This window comes from uncultured Nocardioides sp., from assembly GCF_947489365.1.
GTDB lineage: Bacteria > Actinomycetota > Actinomycetes > Propionibacteriales > Nocardioidaceae > Nocardioides.
The window spans coordinates 357,110-378,358 of the sequence record NZ_CANLDB010000003.1 but is presented as its reverse complement, the minus strand read 5'-3'; the positions used below and the strand labels follow the sequence as shown (position 1 = coordinate 378,358).

Here is a 21,249-nt window from a genome sequence, read left to right as displayed (position 1 = left end):
GGTAGACTCACCGGTAACTTCCGCACTCCCGAGGGGACAGGCACGCCTGTGACGCACTACAAGACCAACCTGCGCGACATCGAGTTCAACCTCTTCGAGGTCTTCGGACGCGACGAGGTGCTCGGCACCGGCCCGTTCGAGGACGTCGACGGCGAGACGGCGCGGTCGATCCTCGCCGAGGTCGAGCGGCTCGCCCGCGAGGACCTCGCGGCGTCGTACGTCGACGCGGACCGCAACCCCCCGACGTTCGACCCGAGCACCGGCACCGCCGACGTGCCGGCGTCGTTCAAGAAGAGCTACCAGGCGTGGATGGACTCCGAGTGGTTCCGCCTGCAGCTGCCCGAGGCGCTCGGCGGCACCCCGGCGCCGTCCTCGCTGAACTGGGCGCTCGGCGAGATGGTCCTCGGCGCCAACGCGCCGGTCTGGATGTACGCCGCCGGCCCGAGCTTCGCCGCGGTGGTGCACCGCAACGGCACCGACCGTGACAAGCGCATCGCCGAGATCATCGTCGAGCGCGGCTGGGGCGCCACGATGGTGCTCACCGAGCCGGACGCCGGCTCCGACGTCGGCGCCGGCCGCTCGAAGGCCACGCAGAACGAGGACGGCACCTGGAACATCGAGGGCGTCAAGCGGTTCATCACCTCGGCCGAGTCCGACCTCCAGGAGAACATCATCCACCTCGTCCTCGCCCGCCCCGTGGGCGTCGAGGGCGTCGGCGGGCCGGGCACCAAGGGCCTGTCGATGTTCATCGTGCCGAAGCACCACTTCGACCCCGAGACCGGCGAGCTGACCGGCGAGCGCAACGGCGCCCACGTCACCAACGTCGAGCACAAGATGGGCCTGAAGGTCTCCAACACCTGCGAGGTCACCTTCGGCGACCCGTCCGTCGGCAACGGCGAGCCCGCCCGCGGCTGGCTGGTCGGCGAGGTCCACCAGGGCATCGCGCAGATGTTCCAGGTCATCGAGAACGCCCGGATGATGGTCGGCACCAAGGCCATCGCCACGCTCTCGACGGGCTACCTCAGCGCGCTGGACTACGCGAAGTCCCGCGTCCAGGGCGCCGACCTCACCCGCGCCGCCGACAAGACCGCGCCGCGCGTGACCATCACCCACCACCCCGACGTCCGCCGGTCGCTGATGACCCAGAAGGCCCATGCCGAGGCCATGCGCGCCCTGGTGCTCTACACCGCCACCTGGCAGGACAAGGTCCAGCAGGCGACGTACGCCGGCGAGCGGGACGACCTCGCGGAGAAGGTCAACGACCTGCTCCTGCCGGTCGTGAAGGGCTACGGCTCGGAGCGCTCGTGGGTGTTGCTCGGCACCGAGTCGCTGCAGACGTTCGGCGGGTCGGGCTTCCTGCAGGAGTACCCGATCGAGCAGTACGTCCGCGACGCCAAGATCGACACCCTCTACGAGGGCACGACCGCGATCCAGGGCCAGGACTTCTTCTTCCGCAAGATCGTCAAGGACCAGGGCCAGGCCCTCGGCCACGTCGCCAAGGAGATCGGCGCGTTCGTCGCCTCCGAGGCGGGCAACGGTCGCCTCAAGGTCGAGCGGGGTCTGCTCCAGACCGCGCTGGACGACGCCAACGCCCTCGTCGGCCACATGATCAACGACCTCATGTCGGCCGACCCGAACGCCGAGGGCGGCGACCTGCGCAACGTCTACAAGGTGGGTCTCAACACCTCCCGCCTGCTGATGGTGCTCGGCGACGTCGTCTGCTCGTGGCTGCTGCTGCGCCAGGCCGAGGTGGCGCTCAACGCCCTCGGCGGCGAGGTGTCCGCCAAGGACCAGGCGTTCTACGAGGGCAAGGTCGCGGCGGCGAAGTTCTTCGCCGCGAACGTCCTGCCCAAGGTCTCCGCCGAGCGCGCCATCGCCGAGTCGGTCGACCTGTCCCTGATGGACCTGGACGAGGCGTCGTTCTGACCCACGCCTGACCGCACCACCTGATGGAGTGTGGTCCCAGCGCCCTGAGCGCTGGGATCGCACTCCATCCGTGGTTTCGGGGTGGTCGAGCAGTGCTCGAGCCCCGAGCTGAGGTGATCGACCACCTCACCGGGTCTCGTGGCTCGGTCGCTGCGCGACGCTCGCACCTCGACCTCCGGGGGCCGACGCCGCGACCACCGCGTCGGTGAGGCGGGCGAGGGTGGGTGAGTCGACGCGCCAGCGCTGCCAGTGCAGGCCGACCAGCACCGGCTCCTCGGCGAGCCGGAGGAGGTCGCGGGCCTCGCGGAGCTGGTGGTCCAGCAGCATCCCCCACCCCAGGCCGCAGCGGATGGCCGCGAACAGGTCCGCGGTGGTCGGCACGCGGTGGACGACGTCCGGCGGGGCGTGGCCGCGGTCGGCGAGCCAGTCGTGCTGCAGCGCGTCGTCCTCGTCGAAGCGCACCATCGGCACCCGCCGCCAGTCGAGGCCTCCGGACGGGTCGCGGGCGGCGTCCAGCAGGGACGGCGCCGCGACCGGGTGGTAGCGCATCGCCCCGAGCGGCTGCGAGGAGCAGCCCTGCACCGGTGCCGCGTCCGCGGTGACCGCCGCCAGCACCCGCCCCTCGCGCAGCAGCCGGGTGGTGCGGTCCTGGTCGGCGACGTGCAGCTCGAGCGCCACGCCCTCCCAGCCGGCGACCTCGGCCATCACGGTGCGGAACCAGGTGGCCAGCGAGTCCGCGTTGACCGCCACGGCCACCCGGCGTACGCCGCCCGCCTCGCCGAGCCGCTCCGACGTCTCGGCCGCGAGCAGGGCCGTCTGGCGGGCGAGGCCGAGCAGGACCTCCCCGGTCGCGGTCGGCCGGCAGGGCGCCGCCCGGGTGACGACGACCTGCCCGACCTGCTGCTCGAGGGCCCTCACGCGCTGGCTGACCGCGGACGGTGTCACATGCAGCGCGCGGGCCGCGGCCTCGAAGGTGCCGCCGTCCACGACGGCGGCGAGGGCGGCGAGCCGGTCGGGCGCATACATGAAGCAACGCTAAGGCATCTGCAGATTCTTTCGCTTCCCTCAGCCTGTGGACGTTCCTACCGTCGAGGCGTGATCGCACCCCTCGCCACCGGCTTCCTGACCCTGATGGCCCTGATCGTCGCCGTCGGCGCGCAGAACGCGTTCGTGCTGCGCCAGGGCGTCCTGCAGCAGCACGTGGGGGCGGTGGTCGCGATCTGCGCGCTGTCCGACGCCGTCCTCGTGATGCTCGGGGTGGCGGGCCTCGGGGCGGTCGTCACCGAGGTTCCGCTGGCGCTGCGGGTGGTGCAGTGGGCGGGCGTCGCCTTCCTCGCGGCGTACGGCGTCCTGGCGCTGCGGCGGGCCGCCCGCGGGGACGCCCTCACCACCGCCACCGAGCAGGGCGGCTCGCTGGGGCGCGTGGTCCTCACCACGCTCGCGCTGACGTGGCTGAACCCGCACGTCTACCTGGACACCGTCCTGCTGCTGGGCTCGCTCGCCCAGACGCACGGACCCGACGGCCGCTGGTGGTTCGGCATCGGCGCCGCGCTGGGCAGCCTGACCTGGTTCGCCGTGATCGGGTACGGCGCCGGTCGGGTGCGGACGTTCCTCGCCCGTCCCGTCACCTGGCGCTGGGTCGAGACCGGCGTCGGCGTGGTCATGCTCGCGCTCGCCGCCGGTCTCGCCCTGCACGCACCCGCCTGACGGCGGGTGACGGCCTCAGGCCTGGACGACCTGGGAGCGGTAGCTCTCGATGATGGCCATGAACTCGCCGCGCTCGGCGTCCGGCACCCCGAGGAAGTTCAGGGTCGCGTCGATCTCGGTGTAGACGGCGTCGAAGCCGGCCTGGTCGATGGAGAGGTGCTCGTGGCCGGTGACCATGTCCTTGCCGGGGTAGCACTTCGGGCCGCCCGCCGCCTCGATCGACCACCCCGTGACGAGGAACTTGTAGCCGGCCGCGTTGGCGGGGTCGCCGTGGTGGGCGTGCACCGCGGGGTTGGCGTTGACCGCGATGTTGTCGAAGAGCCGGTCGACGAGGATGTCGACGGCGCCGGCGATCCCGTAGGTGCCGCCGAGGCGCTCGTAGAGCGAGGCGTCGGACGGGGTCTCGGCGGCGGCCTCGGCGAGGTCGGGCTCGGGTCGGGTGGTGGTCATGACACTTCTCCTTCTCCTGGGGGCGTGGTCGGTGGAGGAACGGGGTCGGCGAGGCGCCCGGCGAGGGCGCGGAGCTCGCCGCGGAGGGCGGCCAGGTCGGACTCCGACAGGCCGGTGTCGCACTGGACGGCGCTCTGCACGCCTGACGCCGCGGCCTGGAGCTCGCGGCCCCGGTCGGTGAGCCCGACGAGGACGACGCGCCGGTCGGGACCTCGCTCGCGCCAGACCAGGCCGGCGGCCTCCAACCGGGCGACGAGGGGACTGACCGCGTGCGAGTCGAGCTCGAGCCGGGTCGCGATGCGACCGACCGGTGTGTCGCCGTCCTGCCACAGCGTGAGCATCACGAGGTACTGCGGGTAGGTCAGACCGATCTCGGCCAGCCGCGGCCGGTAGCTCCGCACGATCGCGTTGGAGGCGGCGTACACAGCGAAGCAGAGCTGGTCGTCGAGCCGCAGCCCGGCGCCGTCCGGCTGGTCCCCGCTCGGCGTCCCCATGACGCACCGCCCTCCGCGTGACGTGTGTCACACCTCGTGGTGACAATCCATCACGCGTGACAGAACTCGTCAAGGGCTGGGTCCCTCCTGGCGTGGTCGGCGGTCAGGCGGGAGCCACTAGGATGAGAGAGCCGACCTCACCTTCTCCCCGAGAGGCCGACCTTGCTCGCGTTCGTCCTGGCGCACCTCGTTGCCGCAGCGGCCGCTCCGGTGCTCGTGCGCCGGGTCGGACGGTGGACCTTCGCCGTCCTGGCGATCGTCCCTGCGGTCACCTTCGCCTGGGCGCTCACCGCCGCCCCGATCGTCCTGAGTGGCGGCGCGGTCAGCACCACGGTCGACTGGGTGCCGGCGATCGACATGGAGCTGGCCCTCTCGATGGGCCTGCTGCAGTGGGTGATGGTGCTCGTCGTCGCGGGCATCGGGGCCCTCGTCCTGGCCTACTGCTCCTGGTACTTCCACACCGGCGAGGACGGCCTGGTCGCCTTCAGCACGGCCTTCATGGGCTTCGTCGGCGCGATGCTCGGCCTCGTCCTCGCCGACGACCTGCTCCTGCTCTACGTGTTCTGGGAGCTCACCACCGTCTTCTCCTACCTCCTGATCGGCTTCGACCCGCTCAAGCGAGCGAACCGTCTGGCGGCGATGGAGGCGCTGATCGTCACCACCCTCGGCGGGCTGACGATGCTCGTCGGGATGCTGCTCCTCGGCCGCGAGGCCGGCACGCTGCGGATCAGCGAGATCCTCGCGGACCCGCCGCCGGAGTCGGCCACGCTCGTCGTCGCGGTGCTCCTGATCCTGGTCGGGGCGCTCAGCAAGTCGGCGCTCGTCCCGTTCCAGTTCTGGCTGCCGGGCGCGATGGCGGCGCCCACGCCGGTCAGCGCCTACCTGCACGCCGCGTCGATGGTGAAGGCCGGCGTCTACCTCGTCGCCCTGCTCGCGCCCGTGTTCGCCACCGTCCCCGGCTGGCACCTGGTGATCCTGACCCTCGGCACCGTCACCATGCTGCTCGGCGGCTGGCGCGCGCTGCGGCAGGTGGACGTCAAGCTCCTCCTCGCGTACGGCACCGTCAGCCAGCTCGGCTTCCTCATGGTGCTGTTCGGCATCGGGACGCGCACCGCCGCGCTGGCGGGCCTCGCGATGCTGGTGGCCCACGCGCTCTTCAAAGCGACCCTCTTCCTGAGCGTCGGCATCATCGACCACCAGACCGGCACGCGGGACCTGCGCGAGCTGTCCGGGGTCGGCCGCGCGATGCCGGTCGTCGCCGTCGCCGCCACGATCGCCGGCGCCTCCATGGCCGGCGTCCCGCCGCTGCTCGGCTTCGTCGGCAAGGAGACGGTGTGGGCCGCCGTCCTCGAGCTCACCGAGGGCGAGGTCGCCGGGGTCCCGCCGTACGCCGGGTGGCTGGTGCTCGCCGGGCTGATGGTCGGGTCCGCCTTCACCGCCGGCTACACGCTGCGGTTCCTGTGGGGGGCCTTCTGGACCAAGCGCGGCCTCGAGCCCACCCCGGTCACCCCGGTCCCGCCACCGTTCGCCGCCGCCCCGGTGCTGCTCGCCGCCCTGACCGTCGTCCTCGGGTTCAGCGGCTACGCCCTCACCGACGCCTTCGGGCTGTACGCCGACGCGCTGCCGGGCCCGGCCGAGGAGTACCTCGCCCTCTGGCACGGCCTCGAGCTCCCGCTGCTGCTGAGCGCGCTGACGCTGGCCGGCGGCGCCGCGCTCTTCGCCGCCCGGGCCACCGTCTGCCGCGCGGGCGGGCTGGTCTCGGACCGCCTGTCCGCCGAGGGCGCCTACCGGTTCCTGATGCGCCTGCTCGACCGCGCCGCGATCGAGACCACCGGCGCCTTCCAGCGCGGTTCGGTGTCCGGCTACCTCGCGGTCATCCTCGTCGTGGTGCTCGTCCTGCCCGGTGGCGCGACGATCCTCGCCCTCGGCGCCGCGGGAGGGGTCGACGTCGTGATGTGGGACCGACCCGCGCAGGTGATCCTGGCCGCGGTCCTCGTCCTGGCCGCCGTCGTGGCCGCCCGCTCGCGCCGGCGCCTGCGGGCCGTGACGCTGGCCGGGGTCACCGGCTACGGCACCGCGCTCCTCTTCCTGATCCACGGCGCCCCCGACATCGCGCTGACCCAGGTGCTGGTCGAGACCGTCAGCCTCGTCGTCTTCGTCCTCGTGCTGCGCCGCCTGCCCCCGTTCTTCAGCGACCGCCCGCTGAGCCGCAGCCGCTACTGGCGGATGGCGCTCGGCGCGGGCGTCGGGATCGCCGTCGCCGGCTTCCTGCTGGTCGCGGCCAACGCCCGGTCCTCGACGCCGATCTCGCAGGCGTTCGCCGAGGCGGCGTACGAGTACGGCTACGGCCGCAACGTCGTCAACATCACCCTCGTCGACATCCGCGCCTGGGACACCCTCGGTGAGATCGCCGTCCTCGTCGCCGCGGCCACCGGCGTCGCCAGCCTGATCTTCCTCGACAGCCGCACCTCCGGCATCCGGCGCGTGCGCGACATCCCCTACCCGACCGACGTCCAGAAGCTGCCGTCGTCCGGCGGACGACGGGTCTGGCTGCCCGGCCCCCGGACCCTGAGCCCCGACCGGCGCTCGATCATCTTCGAGGTCGTCACCCGCCTCGTCTTCCACACGATCATGGTCTTCTCGGTCTACCTGCTGATCGCGGGCCACAACCTGCCCGGCGGCGGGTTCGCCGGCGGCATCGTGGCCGGCCTGGCGCTGATGGTGCGCTACCTCGCCGGCGGCCGGTACGAGCTCGACGAGGCCGCCCCCGTCGACGCCGGCGTGCTGATCGGCACGGGCCTGTTCATCGGCGCCCTCGCCAGCCTCGGCCCCCTGCTCCTCGGCGGGGAGGTCCAGCGCACCTACGACACCTACCTGACGGTCCCGCTGCTCGGCGAGCTGCACCTGGTCTCGTCGGTGGTCTTCGACGTCGGCGTCTACCTGGTGGTCATCGGCCTCGTGCTCGACCTGCTGCGGACCTTCGGCTCGCGCCTGGACCGCCACATCCTCCGCGAGGAGCGCGGCGGCGACACCGACTCCGAGCGCGAGAACCGGGACCGGAGGGCCTTCCGATGAGCGTCAGCCTCCCCCTGGTCATCACCGCGGCCGTGCTCGTCGGCACCGGCGTCTACCTCATGCTCGAGCGCAGCCTCACCCGCGTGCTCGTCGGCCTGGTCCTGCTGAGCAACGGCGTCAACGTGAGCTTCCTCGTCGCCGCAGGCCGCCCCGGCGACCCGCCCCTGTACGACGGGTCGAACGCCGAGACGATGGCGGACCCGCTGCCGCAGGCCCTGGTGCTCACCGCCATCGTGATCACGCTGGGCACCACCGCGTTCCTGCTGGCGATGGCCCACCGCAGCTGGCAGCTCAACGGCAACGACGACGTCCAGGACGACATCGAGGACGCAGCCATCCGCCGGCTCGCGCTCGCCGACGACGTCTCGGAGGGCTACGAGGCCGAGGACGAGGACAGACCCGCCGACACCCACGACGAGGACCGAGGGGAGGACCGACGATGACCGACCTCGGCTTCGCCGCCCTCGTGCCGCTGCCCGTGCTGCTGTCCCTGCTGGGGGCGGGCGCCGCACTCATGCTGTCCGGCCGACCGTCGCTGCAGCGCACCGTGAGCGTGGTCGTCCTGGGCTCCGTCGTGGTGATCGCCGCGGTGCTGCTCTGGGCGGTCGACACCCGGGGGGCGCTGGTGCTGCGCCTCGGCGGCTGGCCCGCCGAGCTGGGCATCTCGCTGGTCGCCGACCGGCTGGCCGCCCTCATGCTCCTGGTCTCCGCGATCGTGACCCTCGCCGTCCTCGTCTACTCGCTCGGCCAGGGCATCACCGAGGAGGACCGCGAGGCGCCGGTCTCGATCTACCACCCGACGTTCCTCGTGCTCGTCGCCGGCGTCTCGAACGCCTTCCTGTCCGGCGACCTGTTCAACCTGTTCGTCTCGTTCGAGATGCTGCTGTTCTCCAGCTACGTCCTGCTGACGCTGGGCGCGACCGCTGCCCGCGTCCGCGCGGGCACCATCTACGTCGTCGTGAACCTGCTGTCGTCGATGCTCTTCCTCATCGCGATCGCGGTCACCTACTCCGCCGTCGGCACCCTGGGGCTCGCCGAGATCGCCGTCCGGGTCGACGAGCTCCCCGACCCGGTGGCCCTGGTCATCCAGCTGCTGCTGCTCGTCACGTTCGCCATCAAGGCCGCGGTGTTCCCGCTGTCGCTGTGGCTCCCGGACAGCTACCCCACCGCCCCCGCACCGGTCACCGCCGTCTTCGCCGGCCTGCTCACCAAGGTCGGCGTCTACGCGATCCTGCGGACCCAGACCCTCGTCTTCCCCGACAGCCCGCTGACGAACCTGCTGCTCGGGGCGGCGCTCGCCACGATGATCGTCGGCATCCTCGGGGCGATCGCGCAGTCGGACATCAAGCGCATGCTGTCCTTCACGCTCGTCTCGCACATCGGCTACATGATCTTCGGGATCGGCCTGGCCACCGAGGCCGGGCTCTCGGGCGCGATCTTCTACGTCGCGCACCACATCACCATCCAGACCTCGCTGTTCCTCGTGGTCGGACTGATCGAGGCGCGCGCCGGCAGCACGGCCCTGCTGCGCATGGGCGGCCTCGCCCGCCTCGCCCCGGTCGTCGGGGTGCTGTTCTTCGTCCCCGCCATGAACCTCGCCGGCATCCCGCCGATGTCCGGCTTCATCGGCAAGGTGGGCCTCCTCGAGGCCGGGCTCGCGGACGGCTCGCCGCTGGCACTGGTGCTCGTCGCCGCCGGCGTCGTGACCAGCCTCCTGACCCTGTACGCCGTCGCCAAGACGTGGGGCCTCGCCTTCTGGCGCTCCCCCGAGCAGGCGCACGCGATGGCCGCAGCACTGCCCGAGCCCGAGGACGAGCGCGTGGTCCTGCCCGCTCCCGGCGGCGAGGCCCCCGGCGGTCAGCCGACCTCGATCGTCCACCACCGCGGGCACGTCCACATCGGGCCGGCCACGTTCGGCGAGCGCGACCTGAGGACCGCCCACGAACTCCGGTCCGCCGACAGCACCGACCGCGACCTCCACCAGCTCCTCGAGGCCGGGTCGCTGCCGAGCCGCCTGCCGGCGCTGATGGTCGCCCCCGCCGCGGCCCTCGTCGGGGTCAGCCTCGCCTTCACCGTCATCGGCGGCCCGATGTACGACCTCACCGACCGCGCCGCCGCCGACATCCTCGACCGGGCGCCGTACCTCAGCGCGGTCCTGTCGGAGGGGTTCGAGTGAGCACCGAGAAGACCGGGAGCACGGCGGCCGTCCCCGAGCAGCACGGTCGACGCCTGGGTCCGCGCCAGCTGCTGCAGTGGCCCATGGTCCTGTGGCTGACCCTCGTCTGGGCCGCGCTGTGGGGCAGCGTCGCCCCGCTGATCCTCGTCTCCGGGGTCCTGGTCGGGGTGCTCGTCTCCCTGGTCTTCCCCCTGCCGCCGCTGCGGGCCGCCCCGCGCGTCCACCTCTGGGGGGTGCTGGTCCTGCTCGGCCGGTTCGTCGTCGACCTCGTCGTCGCCAGCGCCCAGGTGGTGTGGGTGACCCTGCGGCCCGGTACGGCGCGCAGCGCGGTCATCGAGGTCGACCTGGTGACGGACTCCGACCTGGTCATGACCTTCACGGCCCAGCTGGTGTCGCTGGTGCCGGGCAGCGTGATCGTCGAGGCCCGCCGCTCCACCCACACCCTGTTCCTGCACGTCCTGGACGTCACCGACGAGACCCAGGTCGACGACGCCCGCAAGCGGGTCCTCGAGCAGGAGCAGCGGGTGCTGCGCGCCTTCACCTCGCCCGCCGGGACCGGCGAGGGGGCCGCATGACCGCGCTGCTCACCGCCTCGGGCGTGGTCTTCGGCGTGGCCGCCCTCCTGGTCGTCGTCCGCATCACCCGCGGCCCGACCATGCTCGACCGGGCGATCGCCTTCGACGTGCTGGTGTCGATCGCCATCGGCGGCATCGTGGTCCAGGCCGCGGTCGACGACAGCACGGACGCCGTCCCGCTGATCCTCGTCGCCACCCTGCTCGGCTTCGTGGGCTCGGTGAGCATCGCCCGCTTCAGCCCGGGCAGCGACGACGTGGACGACCTGGACGACGACCAGACGAGGACGGGGGACCGACTGTGAGCTGGGCCGTCCTGTCGACCGTGGCCGACGTCACCGCCGGCGTCCTGATCCTGCTGGGCGCCCTGCTGAGCCTGGTCGCGGCCATCGGCATGCTGCGCTTCCCCGACGTCCTGACCCGGATGCACTCGGCCACCAAGCCGCAGGTGCTGGGGGTCGTGCTGGTCGTCCTCGGCCTGGCTCTGCACCTGCGCGACGCGTCCGTGCTGGCGGTCCTGCTGCTGGTGGTGCTCTTCCAGATGACCACCGCGCCGGTGGCCGGCCACATGATCGGTCGCGCGGCGTTCCGGGCCGGCCAGGTGCGCGACGACCTGCTCGTGGTCGACGAGCTCAGCGACACGCGCGGTGGCTCCGACGAGCCGCGCGGCGCGCCCTGACGCCACGAGCCCCCCGACCTCGGGCTACGGTCTGCTCAACACACGACGTCGAAGGAGTCACCATGGGTATCGGACTGGGAATCGTCCTGCTGGTCCTCGGCCTGATCCTCGTCACCGACGCGGTCCAGCTGCCGCAGGGCATCGAGAACGCGATCAACGGTGAGGCCCTGGGCTGGATCTTCATCATCGTCTCGATCATCGCGATCGGCCTCAGCCTCGCGATGAACCGCCAGCGCAACAAGACGACCCACGTCGAGGAGCGTCGCTACGACCGCTGAGCCGTCCGGCTCGGTCCGGCGGCTCGCCTAGCGACTGCCGCGGGGGCGGTACGACGGCTCCGTGCGCGTCGTCGCCGCCCGGCGCGCCACCTTCGTGTTCGCGCGGGTGAACAGCCACAGCTGCTCGAGCCGCTCCCGCGCGAACGTGGCGCGGGGACCCGACGTCCAGGTGCGCTCGAACAGCCGCTTCGCGGAGGCGAGCTGGTCCGGTGACCGCGTGCGGAGGGTGGCCACGAGGTCCTCGGCGGCGGCGACCGGGTCGTCGGCGACCGCGGTCGCCAGCCCCAGCCGCACCGCCTCGTCCCCGGAGACGGTCTCGGCGGTCATGGTGAGGCGCTTGGCGACGTCCATGCCGACCTGGTCGGCCAGCGCGCGGACGCCGCTCATGTCGGGGATCAGGCCCCACTTGGCCTCGAGCACGGACCACTGCGCGTCGGGGGTCGTGATCCGGAAGTCCGCGCCCAGCGCGATCTGGACCCCGCCGCCGAGGCAGTGACCGTGCACCGCGGCGACGACCGGGACGGGGAGCCGCCGCCACGCCCAGCAGGCCTCCTGGAACAGGTTCGTCCCGCGCCAGGGACGCGGCAGGAACGCCGCGGCGATGCGACGGGGTTCCTTGCCGACGGTCGCGAAGTCCAGGCCCGCGCAGAACGAGCGGCCCTCACCGGTCAGCACGACGGCCCGCAGGTCACGGTCCGCGCGCAGCTCCCGCGCGGTCGCGACCAGGGAGTCGAGGGTGTCCATCGTCAGCGAGTTGAGCTTGTCGGGCCGCGTCAGCGTCACCCGGGCCACGCCGTCGTTGACCGTGCAGGTCACGCGCCCGTCGCCGCGGGGGGCCTGCGGGGAGCCGGTGGCGGCCTGGTCGGTCTCGAGTGCGCTCACCGTCCGGATCGTACGGCGGTTGCCTGGTCCGCCCCACCGGGGTGACGCTGGGCGGGTGACGACGTACCCGCGGCTGCTGCAGACCGTCCTCGACACCACGGACGTGCGCGGTCTGGCGGAGTTCTACCGCGAGCTGCTGGGGCTGACCTACCGGTCGGGCGACGAGCCGCCCGCCGCCGGGGAGCCGGACGACGCGGACTGGCTGGTGCTGCGCGCCGACGACGGCACCCGGCAGCTCGCGTTCCAGGGGACCGAGGTCGTCCACCGGAGCACCTGGCCCGAGCCCGACGTGCCGATGCAGCTGCACCTCGACCTGACGGTGGCCACGGTCGCCGAGCTGGAGGAGGTGAGGGAGCGTGCCCTCGCGCTGGGCGCGACGCCGCTGCTGGACCGGACGGACGACCCGGACGAACCCCTGCACGTGCTCGCCGACCCCGCCGGGCACCCGTTCTGCGTGTTCGTGGCCTGAGGACCTCGTCAAGCCACGTGCAACCGGCTCGCAAGCGGGGCCGTCCACGGTGGTGCCATGACCACGACATCCCGCCCCACCGACCCGACCCTCGCCCCCGCGCCGCTGTTCCCCGGCCAGGCCGCCGCGCCCCCGGGGCCGTGCGACCTGACCGGCATGTACCTCATGCACCACGGCTTCCGCCGCGACCTGGACCGCCTCGTGCGCGCCGCCGCGGTGACCCCGCCGGGTGACCGCCGGACGTGGAAGGCCCTCGCCCGCTGGTGGCGTGACGTCGCGGCCCTGCTCGGCGAGCACCACACGAAGGAGGACGAGCTGCTGTGGCCCGTCCTGCTCGAGCGCGCCGACGACGCCGGACGCGCGGTGCTGGCCGCCATGGAGGCCGAGCACCACCGCATCGACCCCGCGCTCGACGCCGTCGCGGCGGCGCTGGGCGACCTCACCTCCGGCACCGACGTCGTCGCCGCCCGCGACCGCGCCGTCGCCGCGTTCCGCGACCTCGCCGCCCTGCTCGACGAGCACCTCGCGCACGAGGAGCGGGACGCCGTCGCCCTGATCCAGGCGCACCTGAGCGCCGCGGAGTGGAAGAAGCTCGAGGAGGACGGGCTGGCGCACAAGCCGGCGCCGCCGCTGCTGTTCTTCCTGCTGCCGTGGGTCGCCGACGGACTCCCCGAGGAGGACCTCGCCCCGTTCCTCGCCGCCGCCGGGACCCCGGTCGCCGTGATGATGCGCCTGGTCCGGCCGGCGTACGCCCGCCGCGCCCGCCGGGCGTTCGCCCACCTCCCCGCGGGGGTGGCGCGATGACGACCCTGGTCCCGCCGCCCGCCGACGTCGTACGGTCCCGTGCTGTGAGCACGCCGCCGCTCGTCGGGCTCCCCGACGGCCACCACCACCGCCCGCTGCGGCTGGAGGACGCCGACGCGGTCACCGCGATCGTCGCGGCGGAGGAGATCGCGGCGATCGGGGTCTCCGAGATCGAGACGGCCGACGTGCTCGCCGACTGGCAGCGGCCCAGCCACGACCTCGCGTCGCTGTCGCTGGGTGTCCTGGACGGCGACCGGCTCGTCGCCTTCGCCGAGCTCACGGGCGCCGACCGGGTCGAGGTCGGCGTCCACCCGGACGCCCAGGGCCGCGGGATCGGCACCGCCCTGGCGCGGTGGCTCCGCGAGCGGGCCCGCGCCGCGGGCTCCACCGTCATCGGCATGCCCGCCCCGGAGGGCAGCACGGCCGACCGCTTCATGGCCGCGCAGGGCTACCGGGTGCGGTGGAGCTCGTGGATCCTCGACCTCCCGCCCGGCGCGACCATCCCCGACCGTCCGCTCCCGCACGGCCACGTCCTGGTCGACGCCGCCGACGAGACCCTCGTGCGGGCCGCCTGTACCGTGCTCGAGGACGCCTTCCTCGAGTGGTCCGACCGCGAGCGCCAGTCGCTGGCCGACTTCACCTCGGAGACCCTCGGCCGGCAGGGCGCCGCCCCCTGGAACCTCCGGGTCCTGCTCGACGCCGACGGTGAGGCCGTCGGCGCCACCCACGTCACGCTCGGCGGCCTCGACGACCCCGACGGGGAGCCGGAGGCCCACGTCCACCGGGTCGGCGTACGCCGCGACCGGCGGGGCCTCGGCCTCGGCCAGGCGCTGCTCGTCGACGCCTTCGCCCTCGGCCGCGCCCATGGCGCCGTCCGCTCCTCGCTCTCCACCGACAGCCGCACCGGCGCCCTCGGCCTCTACGAGAAGGTCGGCATGCGCGTGACGTCGACCTGGGTCAACCGCGCCGTCGACCTCTAGGCCGAGTCGGCCCGAACGCACCCCTCAGGACCGCCGAGTCGGCCCGAACGTCCCCGCGTACGACGCCGAGTCGGCCCGTGCGCGCACCCGTCAGGCCCGATCGGGCCGCCCGAGAGGAACCCCCATGCCCCGCCCACCCTCCCGCCTGCTCGCCCTCGGGCTGCTCGCGGGCCTCGTCGCCGTCCCCGGCCCCACGTCCGCCGCCACCGGCGCCATCGGCGCCACCACGGCCGACCCGACCGAGTACACCGACCGGACCACCGTCTCCGGCTGGGGCGGCTTCGCCTCCGGCCAGTCCCGCCGTCCGGCCTCGCTCGCCACGACCGACCTCGTCGCGGTCTCCGCCGGCGACGAGAGCTCGGTGGTCGTCGGCCGCGACGGCCGGGTCACCGCGTGGGGTGACGACGCCTACGGCCAGAGCACTCCCCCGGTCGCCCTCACCGACGGCACCACCCGCGTCGTCGACGTCGACGCCGGCGAGCACCACACCCTGGCGCTGACCGCCGACGGCGGTGTCGTCGCCTGGGGCGGGCTCCGCGACACCGACGAGGGCCAGCTCGACGTCCCGTCCGACCTCGGACCCGTCACGCGGATCGTGGCCGGCCGGTACCACTCGCTCGTCGTGCGCACCGACGGCTCCGTCGTCGCCTGGGGCGCCCTGGGCCGGTTCGGGGCCATCAACGAGGGCCAGACCGACGTGCCCGACCCCCTCCTGCCGGGCGGGTCGCTGCGGGCCGTCGACGTCGCCGCCGGCGACCGGCACTCGCTCGCGGCCGACGCCGCCGGCGACGTCCACGTCTGGGGATCGGGTCGCCACGGGCAGCGGGAGGTGCCCCAGGCGGTCCGCGACGGCGACGTCGTCGACGTCGAGGCGTACGGCGCCGCGTCCCTCGCGCTGACCACCGACGGCCGGGTCCACGGCTGGGGCGACAGCGGGACGGCGACCACGGAGGTGCCGCCGCAGCTCGCCCGCCAGCGCGTCGTCGAGATCTCGATGGGCTCCGAGACCGCCATGGCGCTCACCGACAGCGGCCGGGTCGTCACCTGGGGCGACAGCGCCGAGCCGGTCCCGGCCGCCGTGGGCCGCCACGCCCCGTTCGGCGCGATCGCCGCCGGCGGGCGTCACGAGCTCGTCCTGCACCGACTGCCGAAGGCCGCGAGCCGCCTCGTGGTCGCGGCGCCCGCGAGCGCGCAGCAGGGCAGGCCGGTCACGGTCACCGTCCGGCTGACCGGCGCGACGACCGGCGTGGCCACCCTCCTCGACGGCCCCCGGCGGATCGCCACCGTGCCGTTGCGCAGGGACGGCGCCGGGGCCTCCGGCAAGGCCGTCCTGCGCGGGCTCGCGGTGGGCAGCCACCGGCTCACCGCCCGCTTCGCCGGCACCGACCTCGTGAGCGGCTCGACGTCCGCGCCGCGGTCGGTGAGGATCACCCGACGGTAGGCAGGAGGGCCCGCCATGCTCCACGTCGCGTGCTTCGGCACCGTGCGCGCCGAGGTCGACGGCGCCGCGGTCGACCTCGGCGGCCGCCGTCAGCGCTCCGTGCTGGGGATGCTGGTGGCGGCCGGGGGCCGGACCGTCTCCACCGACCGGCTGCTCGACGGGGTGTGGTCCGGGGAGCCACCACCGAGCGCGACCGGCGCCCTCCAGGCGTACGTCTCACGGCTGCGGTCGGCGCTGGAGCCGGACCGCCGTCCCCGCGAGCCCGCCCGGGTGCTGGTGAGCGCGCCCCCCGGCTACGCGCTCACGCTCCCCGAGGACGCCGTCGACACCTGGCACCTCGCCGGCCTGCTCCGCCGGGCGGGAGCCGTCGCCGCGCAGGACCCGACGACGGCCCTCGCCCGCGCCGAGGAGGCGCTCGGGCTGTGGCGCGACGACCCGTTCGCCGAGTACGCGGACGAGGAGTGGGCCACGACCGAGGCGACCCGGCTCGTGGACCTGCGGGCCACCGCCGTCGAGCTCCGGGCCGCCGCGGCGCTCCGGCTCGGTCGGGCCGCCGACACCCTCGGCGACCTCGAGGCGCACGTCCGGGCGCACCCGTTGCGGGAGCAGGGCGTCGGGCTGCTCGCCCGGGGCCTGTACGCCGCCGGGCGGCAGGCCGACGCGCTCGCCGCCCTCGCCTCCCTGCGCGAGCGCCTCGCCGACGAGCTCGGCCTCGACCCCGGACCGGAGCTGCGGCGACTGGAGACCGACATCCTCCAGCACGCCGACCACCTCGCGGCCGTCGTCGCGCCCGAGCCGGTGGTCGCCGTACCGCCCACCGCCGAGACACCACCGCCGGCACCCGCACAGGAACCCGCACCGGACCCCACGCTGGTGGGCCGCGAGGCCGAGCTGGCCCGGCTCGGCGCCGCCGCGGACGCCGTCCGGTCGGGCCGGCGGGGCGGCGTGGTGTGGCTGGACGGCGACGCGGGGTTCGGCAAGTCCACCCTGCTCGACGCCTTCTGCGCACAACAGGAGTCGCAGGATTGGGCCGTGGCGCGCGGCCGCTGCTCCGAGATGGCCGGGACGCCCCCCGGGTGGGCGTGGCACGAGGCGCTCGGGACCCTGGGCGTCGAGGCCGACTCCACCGCCGGGTCACCCGACGCGTTCACTCTCGCCGCCACGGTCGGTGACGCCGTCGAGGCCGACGGGCGGCCGGTCGTGGCGGGGGTCGAGGACGTCCACCGCGCCGACGAGCTCACCCTCCAGGTGCTGCGGCACCTCGTGCAGTCGGAGGTCCCGCTGCTCGTCGTCGCGACGTACCGCAGCCACGAGGTCGGCCGGGACCTCGCCGCCACCCTCGCGGTCACGACGGACCGCACCCTGGCGCGGCTGTCCGTCGGTGGCCTGTCCGACCGGGACGCGCGGGCGCTGCTCGGCGAGCACGTCGAGAGCGACCTCCCGGACCGTGTCTGGCGGCGTCTCGTCGACCGCGCCGCCGGCAACCCGCTCTTCCTGCGCCAGCTCGGCACGCTCGTCGCCGCGGAGGGCCCGGCGGCCGCCGAGCAGCTGCCGGTCGCCATCCGCGACCTGCTGCGCCGACGGCTGCTGCGGCTCCCCGAGCCGACCGTGGAGGTCCTCGCCCACGCCGCCCTGCTCGGGCGCGACATCGACCTGGACCTGCTGGTCGCGCTGGAGGAGGACTGGAGCGGCCTCGGCGAGGACGACGTCGCCGACCACCTGGACGCCGCGCTGGTCGCCGGGCTCGTGGTCACCGACGGGCCCGGGGACCTCCGCTTCGTCCACGCCCTCGTCGCCGAGACCTTCGCCGACCTGCTCGCCCCGCTGCGCCGCCGACGGCTGCACCGGGCGGCGCTCGCCGTCCTGGAGCGCGACCGACCCGACGCCCTCGAGGAGCTGGCCCACCACGCCGCCGCGGCGCTGGACCGGCGTACGGCGGCCCACGCACTGCCCCACCTCCTGGCCGCGGCCGAGCGCGCCGGCGAGGCCGCCGCCGTCGTCCACCTCCGCGCCGCACTGCGCGCCCTCGAGCTGTCCGGGGCTCCGCGCACCGAGTGGTTCGACGTACGGCGGGCGCTCGTGCGCGCGCTCGCACGCTCCGGGGACACCCTGGCCGCCCGGGCCGAGCGCGAGCTGGCCGTCGCCGAGGCGCGCGCGCACGGCGCGGCGCGGGACGTCGCCCGGGCCTGGGCGTGGCCGGCGCCGCTGCTGTGGTCACGCCGGCCGGTCGAGACGTCGTACGAGCCGACCGTCGTCGAGATCGAGGCCCTGCTCGACGGTCTCGCCGATCCCGCCGACGCCCCCGTGCGGGTCGAGCTGCTGTGCGCGATGGCGTTCGAGTGCGAGCCTGGCGGTCAGCACCTGCTGCTGCCCGCGGCCGACGAGGCCCTGGGCACGGCCGAGCGGCTGGGCGACCCGGAGCTGCTCTGCCGGGCCCTGAACGCGCAGTACCTCGCGTCCTTCTCCCGCGACGTCGACTTCCTGCCGCGGCTCGCCGCCCGGCTGGTGGACGTCGCCCGCGGCGCCGGGCTCGACGCCTACGAGGCGGCCGGGCACCTCATGCTGCAGTCCGCGGCGCTGCGGGCGGGCGACGTCGACGCGGCGCACGCCCACGCCGCCGACGCGCTGCGCGTGAGCACCCCCGGCCAGCTCGGGGAGATGCTGCTCGTCGGCGCCGTCCTCGCCGCCACGGACGACCTGCTCGCCGACCGGCTCGGCGCCGCACGCGCCACCTTCGACGAGGTGTGCCGCCAGATCACGCTCGCCGGCGACCCGAACGGTCCCCAGATCGAGCTCTGGGCGGGGTTCACCGTCGGCTTCGTCGCCGGCGACACGGCGCCGCTAATTCCGCTCATCCGCGCGCAGGTGCCGCGTATCCCCCGCGAGCTGAACGACGTCCTCGTCACCGCGATGCTCGACTCCGGCGACGTCGAGGCCGCCCGCGCCGCCTGGGACCCCGCGGACTGGGAGCGCGACGGCACCTGGCTGTTCCGGACCTGCGTGCGCGCCTGGATCGCCGTACGCCTCGGGGAGGACGTCCTCCTCCCCCGCCTGTACGACGACCTCGCCCCGTGGGCCGGGCACCTCGCGCTCACCCTCAACGGAGCCCTCGCCCTGGGGCCGGTCGACCACTACCTCGCCCTGCTGGCCGCGGCCCGCGGCGACACCGAGGCGGCCGCCCGCCACCGCGAGGCCGCCGCGACGATGCCGGGCGCGGGGACGACCCGCCGCCGAACCTGAGCCGGGCACTCGCGGGAATGGTGACGTATCACCTACTGTTCTCGCACCATGAAGAAGACGATCGGCTTCCTGAACTTCGGACACTGGACGCCGTCCCCGCACTCGCAGGTGCGGACGGCGGCCGACGCGCTGCTGCAGACCGTCGAGCTGGCCGTCGCGGCCGAGGAGCTCGGCGTCGACGGCGCCTACGTGCGGGTGCACCACTTCGCCCGCCAGCTCGCCTCGCCGTACCCGCTGCTCGCCGCCATGGGCGCGCGCACCTCGCGGATCGAGCTCGGCACCGGCGTGATCGACATGCGCTACGAGAACCCGCTGCGCATGGCCGAGGACGCCGGCGCCGCCGACCTGCTCTCCGGCGGGCGGCTGCAGCTCGGCATCAGCCGCGGATCACCGGAGCAGGTGGTCGACGGGTTCCGCTACTTCGGCTTCGAGCCCGACGGCGGCGACCACGCCGCGATGGCGCGCGAGCACACCCGGCAGCTGCTGGAGGTGCTGAGGGGCGAGGGCTTCGCCGAGCCGAACCCGCGCCCGATGTTCCCCAACCCGGGCGGGCTCCTGCGGATCGAGCCGCACTCCCCCGGCCTGCGCCAGCGGATCTGGTGGGGTGCCGGCACCCGCGCCACCGCCGAGTGGACGGCGCAGCAGGGCATGAACCTCATGAGCTCCACCCTGCTCAGCGAGGACACCGGCGTGCCGTTCCACCAGCTGCAGGCCGAGCAGATCGCCCGCTTCCGCGACACGTGGGCGGCCTCGGGCCACGACTGGGAGCCGCGGGTCTCGGTGAGCCGCAGCATCTTCCCGATCGTCTCCGAGTCCGACCGGGCCTACTTCGGCACCGCGGCCGGCAAGGACCAGGTCGGCTACATCGACGGCGGCATCGCCCGCTTCGGCAAGACGTACGCCGGGGAGCCGGACCAGCTGATCCGTGAGCTCGCGGAGGACGAGGCCGTCGCCGCCGCGGACACGCTGCTGCTCACGGTCCCCAACCAGCTGGGCGTGGACTACAACGCGCACCTGCTGGAGTCCATCGTCGAGCACGTGGCGCCGGGGCTCGGCTGGCGGTGACCCGCTCGCGCGGGCAGCTCGTGCTCGCCGGAGTGGCCGTGCCTCGGGTGAGTCGCCCCAGCAGGCAGGCAGGAGCGGTGGCGATCCTGGCTGCGGTGCTGACGGTGCAGCTACCCCGGTCGGATCCAACCCTGGCGGCGTGCGATGGGAAGCGCTGCAGAACAGGAGCTTCGCGGGCGGGTCGGTAGCGCCCGCCGCCGAACCCCCCCACGGGTAGCGTCGAGGACATGACCTTGAACAGTGTTCGACGCGGGAGCGGCAGTCCCTTGCTGATGGTGCACGGTCTGGGCGCAGGGTCGCGGTCCTGGGCTCCCCTCGTCGAGGACCTGGCCGAGCACCGCGAGGTCATCGCTGTCGACCTGCCGGGGTTCGGCGAGACACCGGCACTGACCGGCGACGTCACCGTCGCAACCCTCACCGATTCCGTGGCGGACTTCATCCGCGAGCAGGGGCTGGACGGCGTCTCCACCGTGGGCCAGTCGATGGGTGGCCGCATCGTGCTCGAGCTCGCGCGGCGCGGAGTCGGCGGCGACACCGTGGCTCTGGACCCGGGCGGCTTCTGGAGCGACCGCGAGCAGGCTGTCTTCAGTGCGACGCTGCGGCCGTCGATCGCCCTGGTCCGTGCGCTTCGGGGCGCGCTCCCCACGCTGCTCGGCAACCCGGCCGGCAGGACTCTTCTGCTGGCGCAGCTGTCAGCGCGGCCCTGGGCTCTCTCCCGCGACACGGTGCTGCCGGACGTGCTCGGGCTGGCGGACTCCCCGTCCACGGGCGACGCTCTGGACGCTCTGACGAAGGGCCCCAAGCAGGAGGGCGCCCCGGCGGGCACCGTGCCCGGGCGGGTCACGATCGGCTGGGGTCGACGTGACCTGGTGACCTTGCCGAGACAGGCCACACGCGCCACGGAGCTGTTCCCCGACGCGGTGCTGCACTGGTTCGAGCGGTGCGGTCACTTCCCGCAGTGGGACTCGCCGCGTGAAGCGACGCGCTTGATCCTGGACCGCACCAGCTGAG

At 74.0% G+C, this 21,249-nt stretch carries 20 protein-coding genes; 16 read left to right on the top strand and 4 right to left on the bottom strand.

The annotated features are described in order from the left end of the window. Positions 1-48 precede the first annotated feature (48 nt). Positions 49-1,926 (top strand): acyl-CoA dehydrogenase, encoded by a 1,878-nt coding sequence (locus tag Q0858_RS10925; protein ID WP_299053898.1) that lies wholly within the window; start codon positions 49-51, stop codon positions 1,924-1,926. 126 nt (positions 1,927-2,052) lie between these two features. Here Q0858_RS10925 and Q0858_RS10920 read toward each other — a convergent pair whose 3' ends face one another. Further along, positions 2,053-2,952, bottom strand: coding sequence for an ArgP/LysG family DNA-binding transcriptional regulator (locus tag Q0858_RS10920; RefSeq protein ID WP_299053895.1), 900 nt, complete (start codon positions 2,950-2,952; stop codon positions 2,053-2,055). 69 nt (positions 2,953-3,021) lie between these two features. Between Q0858_RS10920 and Q0858_RS10915 the strand changes: the two genes are divergently transcribed. Next, positions 3,022-3,633 (top strand): LysE/ArgO family amino acid transporter, encoded by a 612-nt coding sequence (locus Q0858_RS10915; RefSeq protein WP_299053892.1) that lies wholly within the window; start codon positions 3,022-3,024, stop codon positions 3,631-3,633. A 15-nt stretch (positions 3,634-3,648) separates the two neighbouring features. Here the strand turns inward: Q0858_RS10915 and Q0858_RS10910 are convergent, their stop codons facing one another. Next, a complete protein-coding gene (locus Q0858_RS10910) occupies positions 3,649-4,083 on the bottom strand; it encodes a group 1 truncated hemoglobin (RefSeq protein WP_299053888.1) in 435 nt (144 codons plus the stop codon). Continuing rightward, the gene (locus tag Q0858_RS10905) at positions 4,080-4,577 is read right to left on the bottom strand and encodes a MarR family winged helix-turn-helix transcriptional regulator (protein ID WP_299053885.1); all 498 of its coding nucleotides are present in this window, start codon (positions 4,575-4,577) and stop codon (positions 4,080-4,082) included. Before Q0858_RS10905 ends, Q0858_RS10910 begins: the two co-directional genes overlap by 4 nt. Before the next feature lie 162 nt (positions 4,578-4,739). Between Q0858_RS10905 and Q0858_RS10900 the strand changes: the two genes are divergently transcribed. The 7 genes from Q0858_RS10900 (at position 4,740) to Q0858_RS10870 (ending at position 11,357) form a co-directional block, all read left to right on the top strand. After that, the gene (locus Q0858_RS10900) at positions 4,740-7,652 is read left to right on the top strand and encodes a Na+/H+ antiporter subunit A (protein WP_299053882.1); all 2,913 of its coding nucleotides are present in this window, start codon (positions 4,740-4,742) and stop codon (positions 7,650-7,652) included. Further along, positions 7,649-8,095, top strand: coding sequence for a Na(+)/H(+) antiporter subunit C (locus tag Q0858_RS10895; RefSeq protein ID WP_299053879.1), 447 nt, complete (start codon positions 7,649-7,651; stop codon positions 8,093-8,095). Before Q0858_RS10900 ends, Q0858_RS10895 begins: the two co-directional genes overlap by 4 nt. Next, positions 8,092-9,828 carry a Na+/H+ antiporter subunit D gene (locus Q0858_RS10890; RefSeq protein WP_299053877.1) on the top strand — a complete coding sequence of 579 codons (1,737 nt, stop codon included), beginning with the start codon at positions 8,092-8,094 and terminating at the stop codon, positions 9,826-9,828. Before Q0858_RS10895 ends, Q0858_RS10890 begins: the two co-directional genes overlap by 4 nt. Next, positions 9,825-10,403: a Na+/H+ antiporter subunit E gene (locus tag Q0858_RS10885; RefSeq protein WP_299053874.1), complete on the top strand. Its 579-nt coding sequence runs from the start codon at positions 9,825-9,827 to the stop codon at positions 10,401-10,403. The genes Q0858_RS10890 and Q0858_RS10885 overlap by 4 nt, the downstream gene beginning before the upstream one ends. Further along, positions 10,400-10,705, top strand: a complete 306-nt coding sequence (locus Q0858_RS10880; RefSeq protein ID WP_299053871.1) for a monovalent cation/H+ antiporter complex subunit F — start codon at positions 10,400-10,402, stop codon at positions 10,703-10,705. The genes Q0858_RS10885 and Q0858_RS10880 overlap by 4 nt, the downstream gene beginning before the upstream one ends. Further along, positions 10,702-11,079 carry a monovalent cation/H(+) antiporter subunit G gene (gene mnhG, locus Q0858_RS10875; protein WP_299053868.1) on the top strand — a complete coding sequence of 126 codons (378 nt, stop codon included), beginning with the start codon at positions 10,702-10,704 and terminating at the stop codon, positions 11,077-11,079. Before Q0858_RS10880 ends, mnhG begins: the two co-directional genes overlap by 4 nt. 62 nt (positions 11,080-11,141) lie before the next feature. Further along, positions 11,142-11,357 carry a DUF6458 family protein gene (locus Q0858_RS10870; RefSeq protein WP_299053865.1) on the top strand — a complete coding sequence of 72 codons (216 nt, stop codon included), beginning with the start codon at positions 11,142-11,144 and terminating at the stop codon, positions 11,355-11,357. Between the two features lie 27 nt (positions 11,358-11,384). Here the strand turns inward: Q0858_RS10870 and Q0858_RS10865 are convergent, their stop codons facing one another. Further along, positions 11,385-12,239 carry a crotonase/enoyl-CoA hydratase family protein gene (locus Q0858_RS10865; RefSeq protein ID WP_299053862.1) on the bottom strand — a complete coding sequence of 285 codons (855 nt, stop codon included), beginning with the start codon at positions 12,237-12,239 and terminating at the stop codon, positions 11,385-11,387. 55 nt (positions 12,240-12,294) lie between these two features. Between Q0858_RS10865 and Q0858_RS10860 the strand changes: the two genes are divergently transcribed. The 7 genes from Q0858_RS10860 (at position 12,295) to Q0858_RS10830 (ending at position 21,248) form a co-directional block, all read left to right on the top strand. Continuing rightward, positions 12,295-12,708, top strand: a complete 414-nt coding sequence (locus tag Q0858_RS10860; protein ID WP_299053859.1) for a VOC family protein — start codon at positions 12,295-12,297, stop codon at positions 12,706-12,708. Between the two features lie 57 nt (positions 12,709-12,765). Continuing rightward, complete coding sequence (locus Q0858_RS10855; protein WP_299053856.1) at positions 12,766-13,512, top strand: hemerythrin domain-containing protein; 747 nt, start codon at positions 12,766-12,768, stop codon at positions 13,510-13,512. Positions 13,513-13,556: 44 nt separating this feature from the next. Further along, on the top strand, positions 13,557-14,492 hold the full coding sequence (locus Q0858_RS10850; RefSeq protein ID WP_299053853.1) for a GNAT family N-acetyltransferase: 936 nt from the start codon (positions 13,557-13,559) through the stop codon (positions 14,490-14,492). Positions 14,493-14,616: 124 nt separating this feature from the next. Beyond that, positions 14,617-15,933: an Ig-like domain repeat protein gene (locus Q0858_RS10845; RefSeq protein ID WP_299053850.1), complete on the top strand. Its 1,317-nt coding sequence runs from the start codon at positions 14,617-14,619 to the stop codon at positions 15,931-15,933. Positions 15,934-15,948: 15 nt separating this feature from the next. Further along, on the top strand, positions 15,949-19,173 hold the full coding sequence (locus Q0858_RS10840) for a BTAD domain-containing putative transcriptional regulator (RefSeq protein ID WP_299053848.1): 3,225 nt from the start codon (positions 15,949-15,951) through the stop codon (positions 19,171-19,173). A gap of 48 nt (positions 19,174-19,221) precedes the next feature. Then, positions 19,222-20,238 (top strand): LLM class flavin-dependent oxidoreductase, encoded by a 1,017-nt coding sequence (locus Q0858_RS10835; RefSeq protein ID WP_299053845.1) that lies wholly within the window; start codon positions 19,222-19,224, stop codon positions 20,236-20,238. Between the two features lie 227 nt (positions 20,239-20,465). After that, entirely contained in the window at positions 20,466-21,248 is a 783-nt protein-coding gene (locus Q0858_RS10830; RefSeq protein ID WP_299053842.1) for an alpha/beta fold hydrolase, read from the top strand. The last annotated feature ends 1 nt before the right edge of the window (position 21,249 follow it).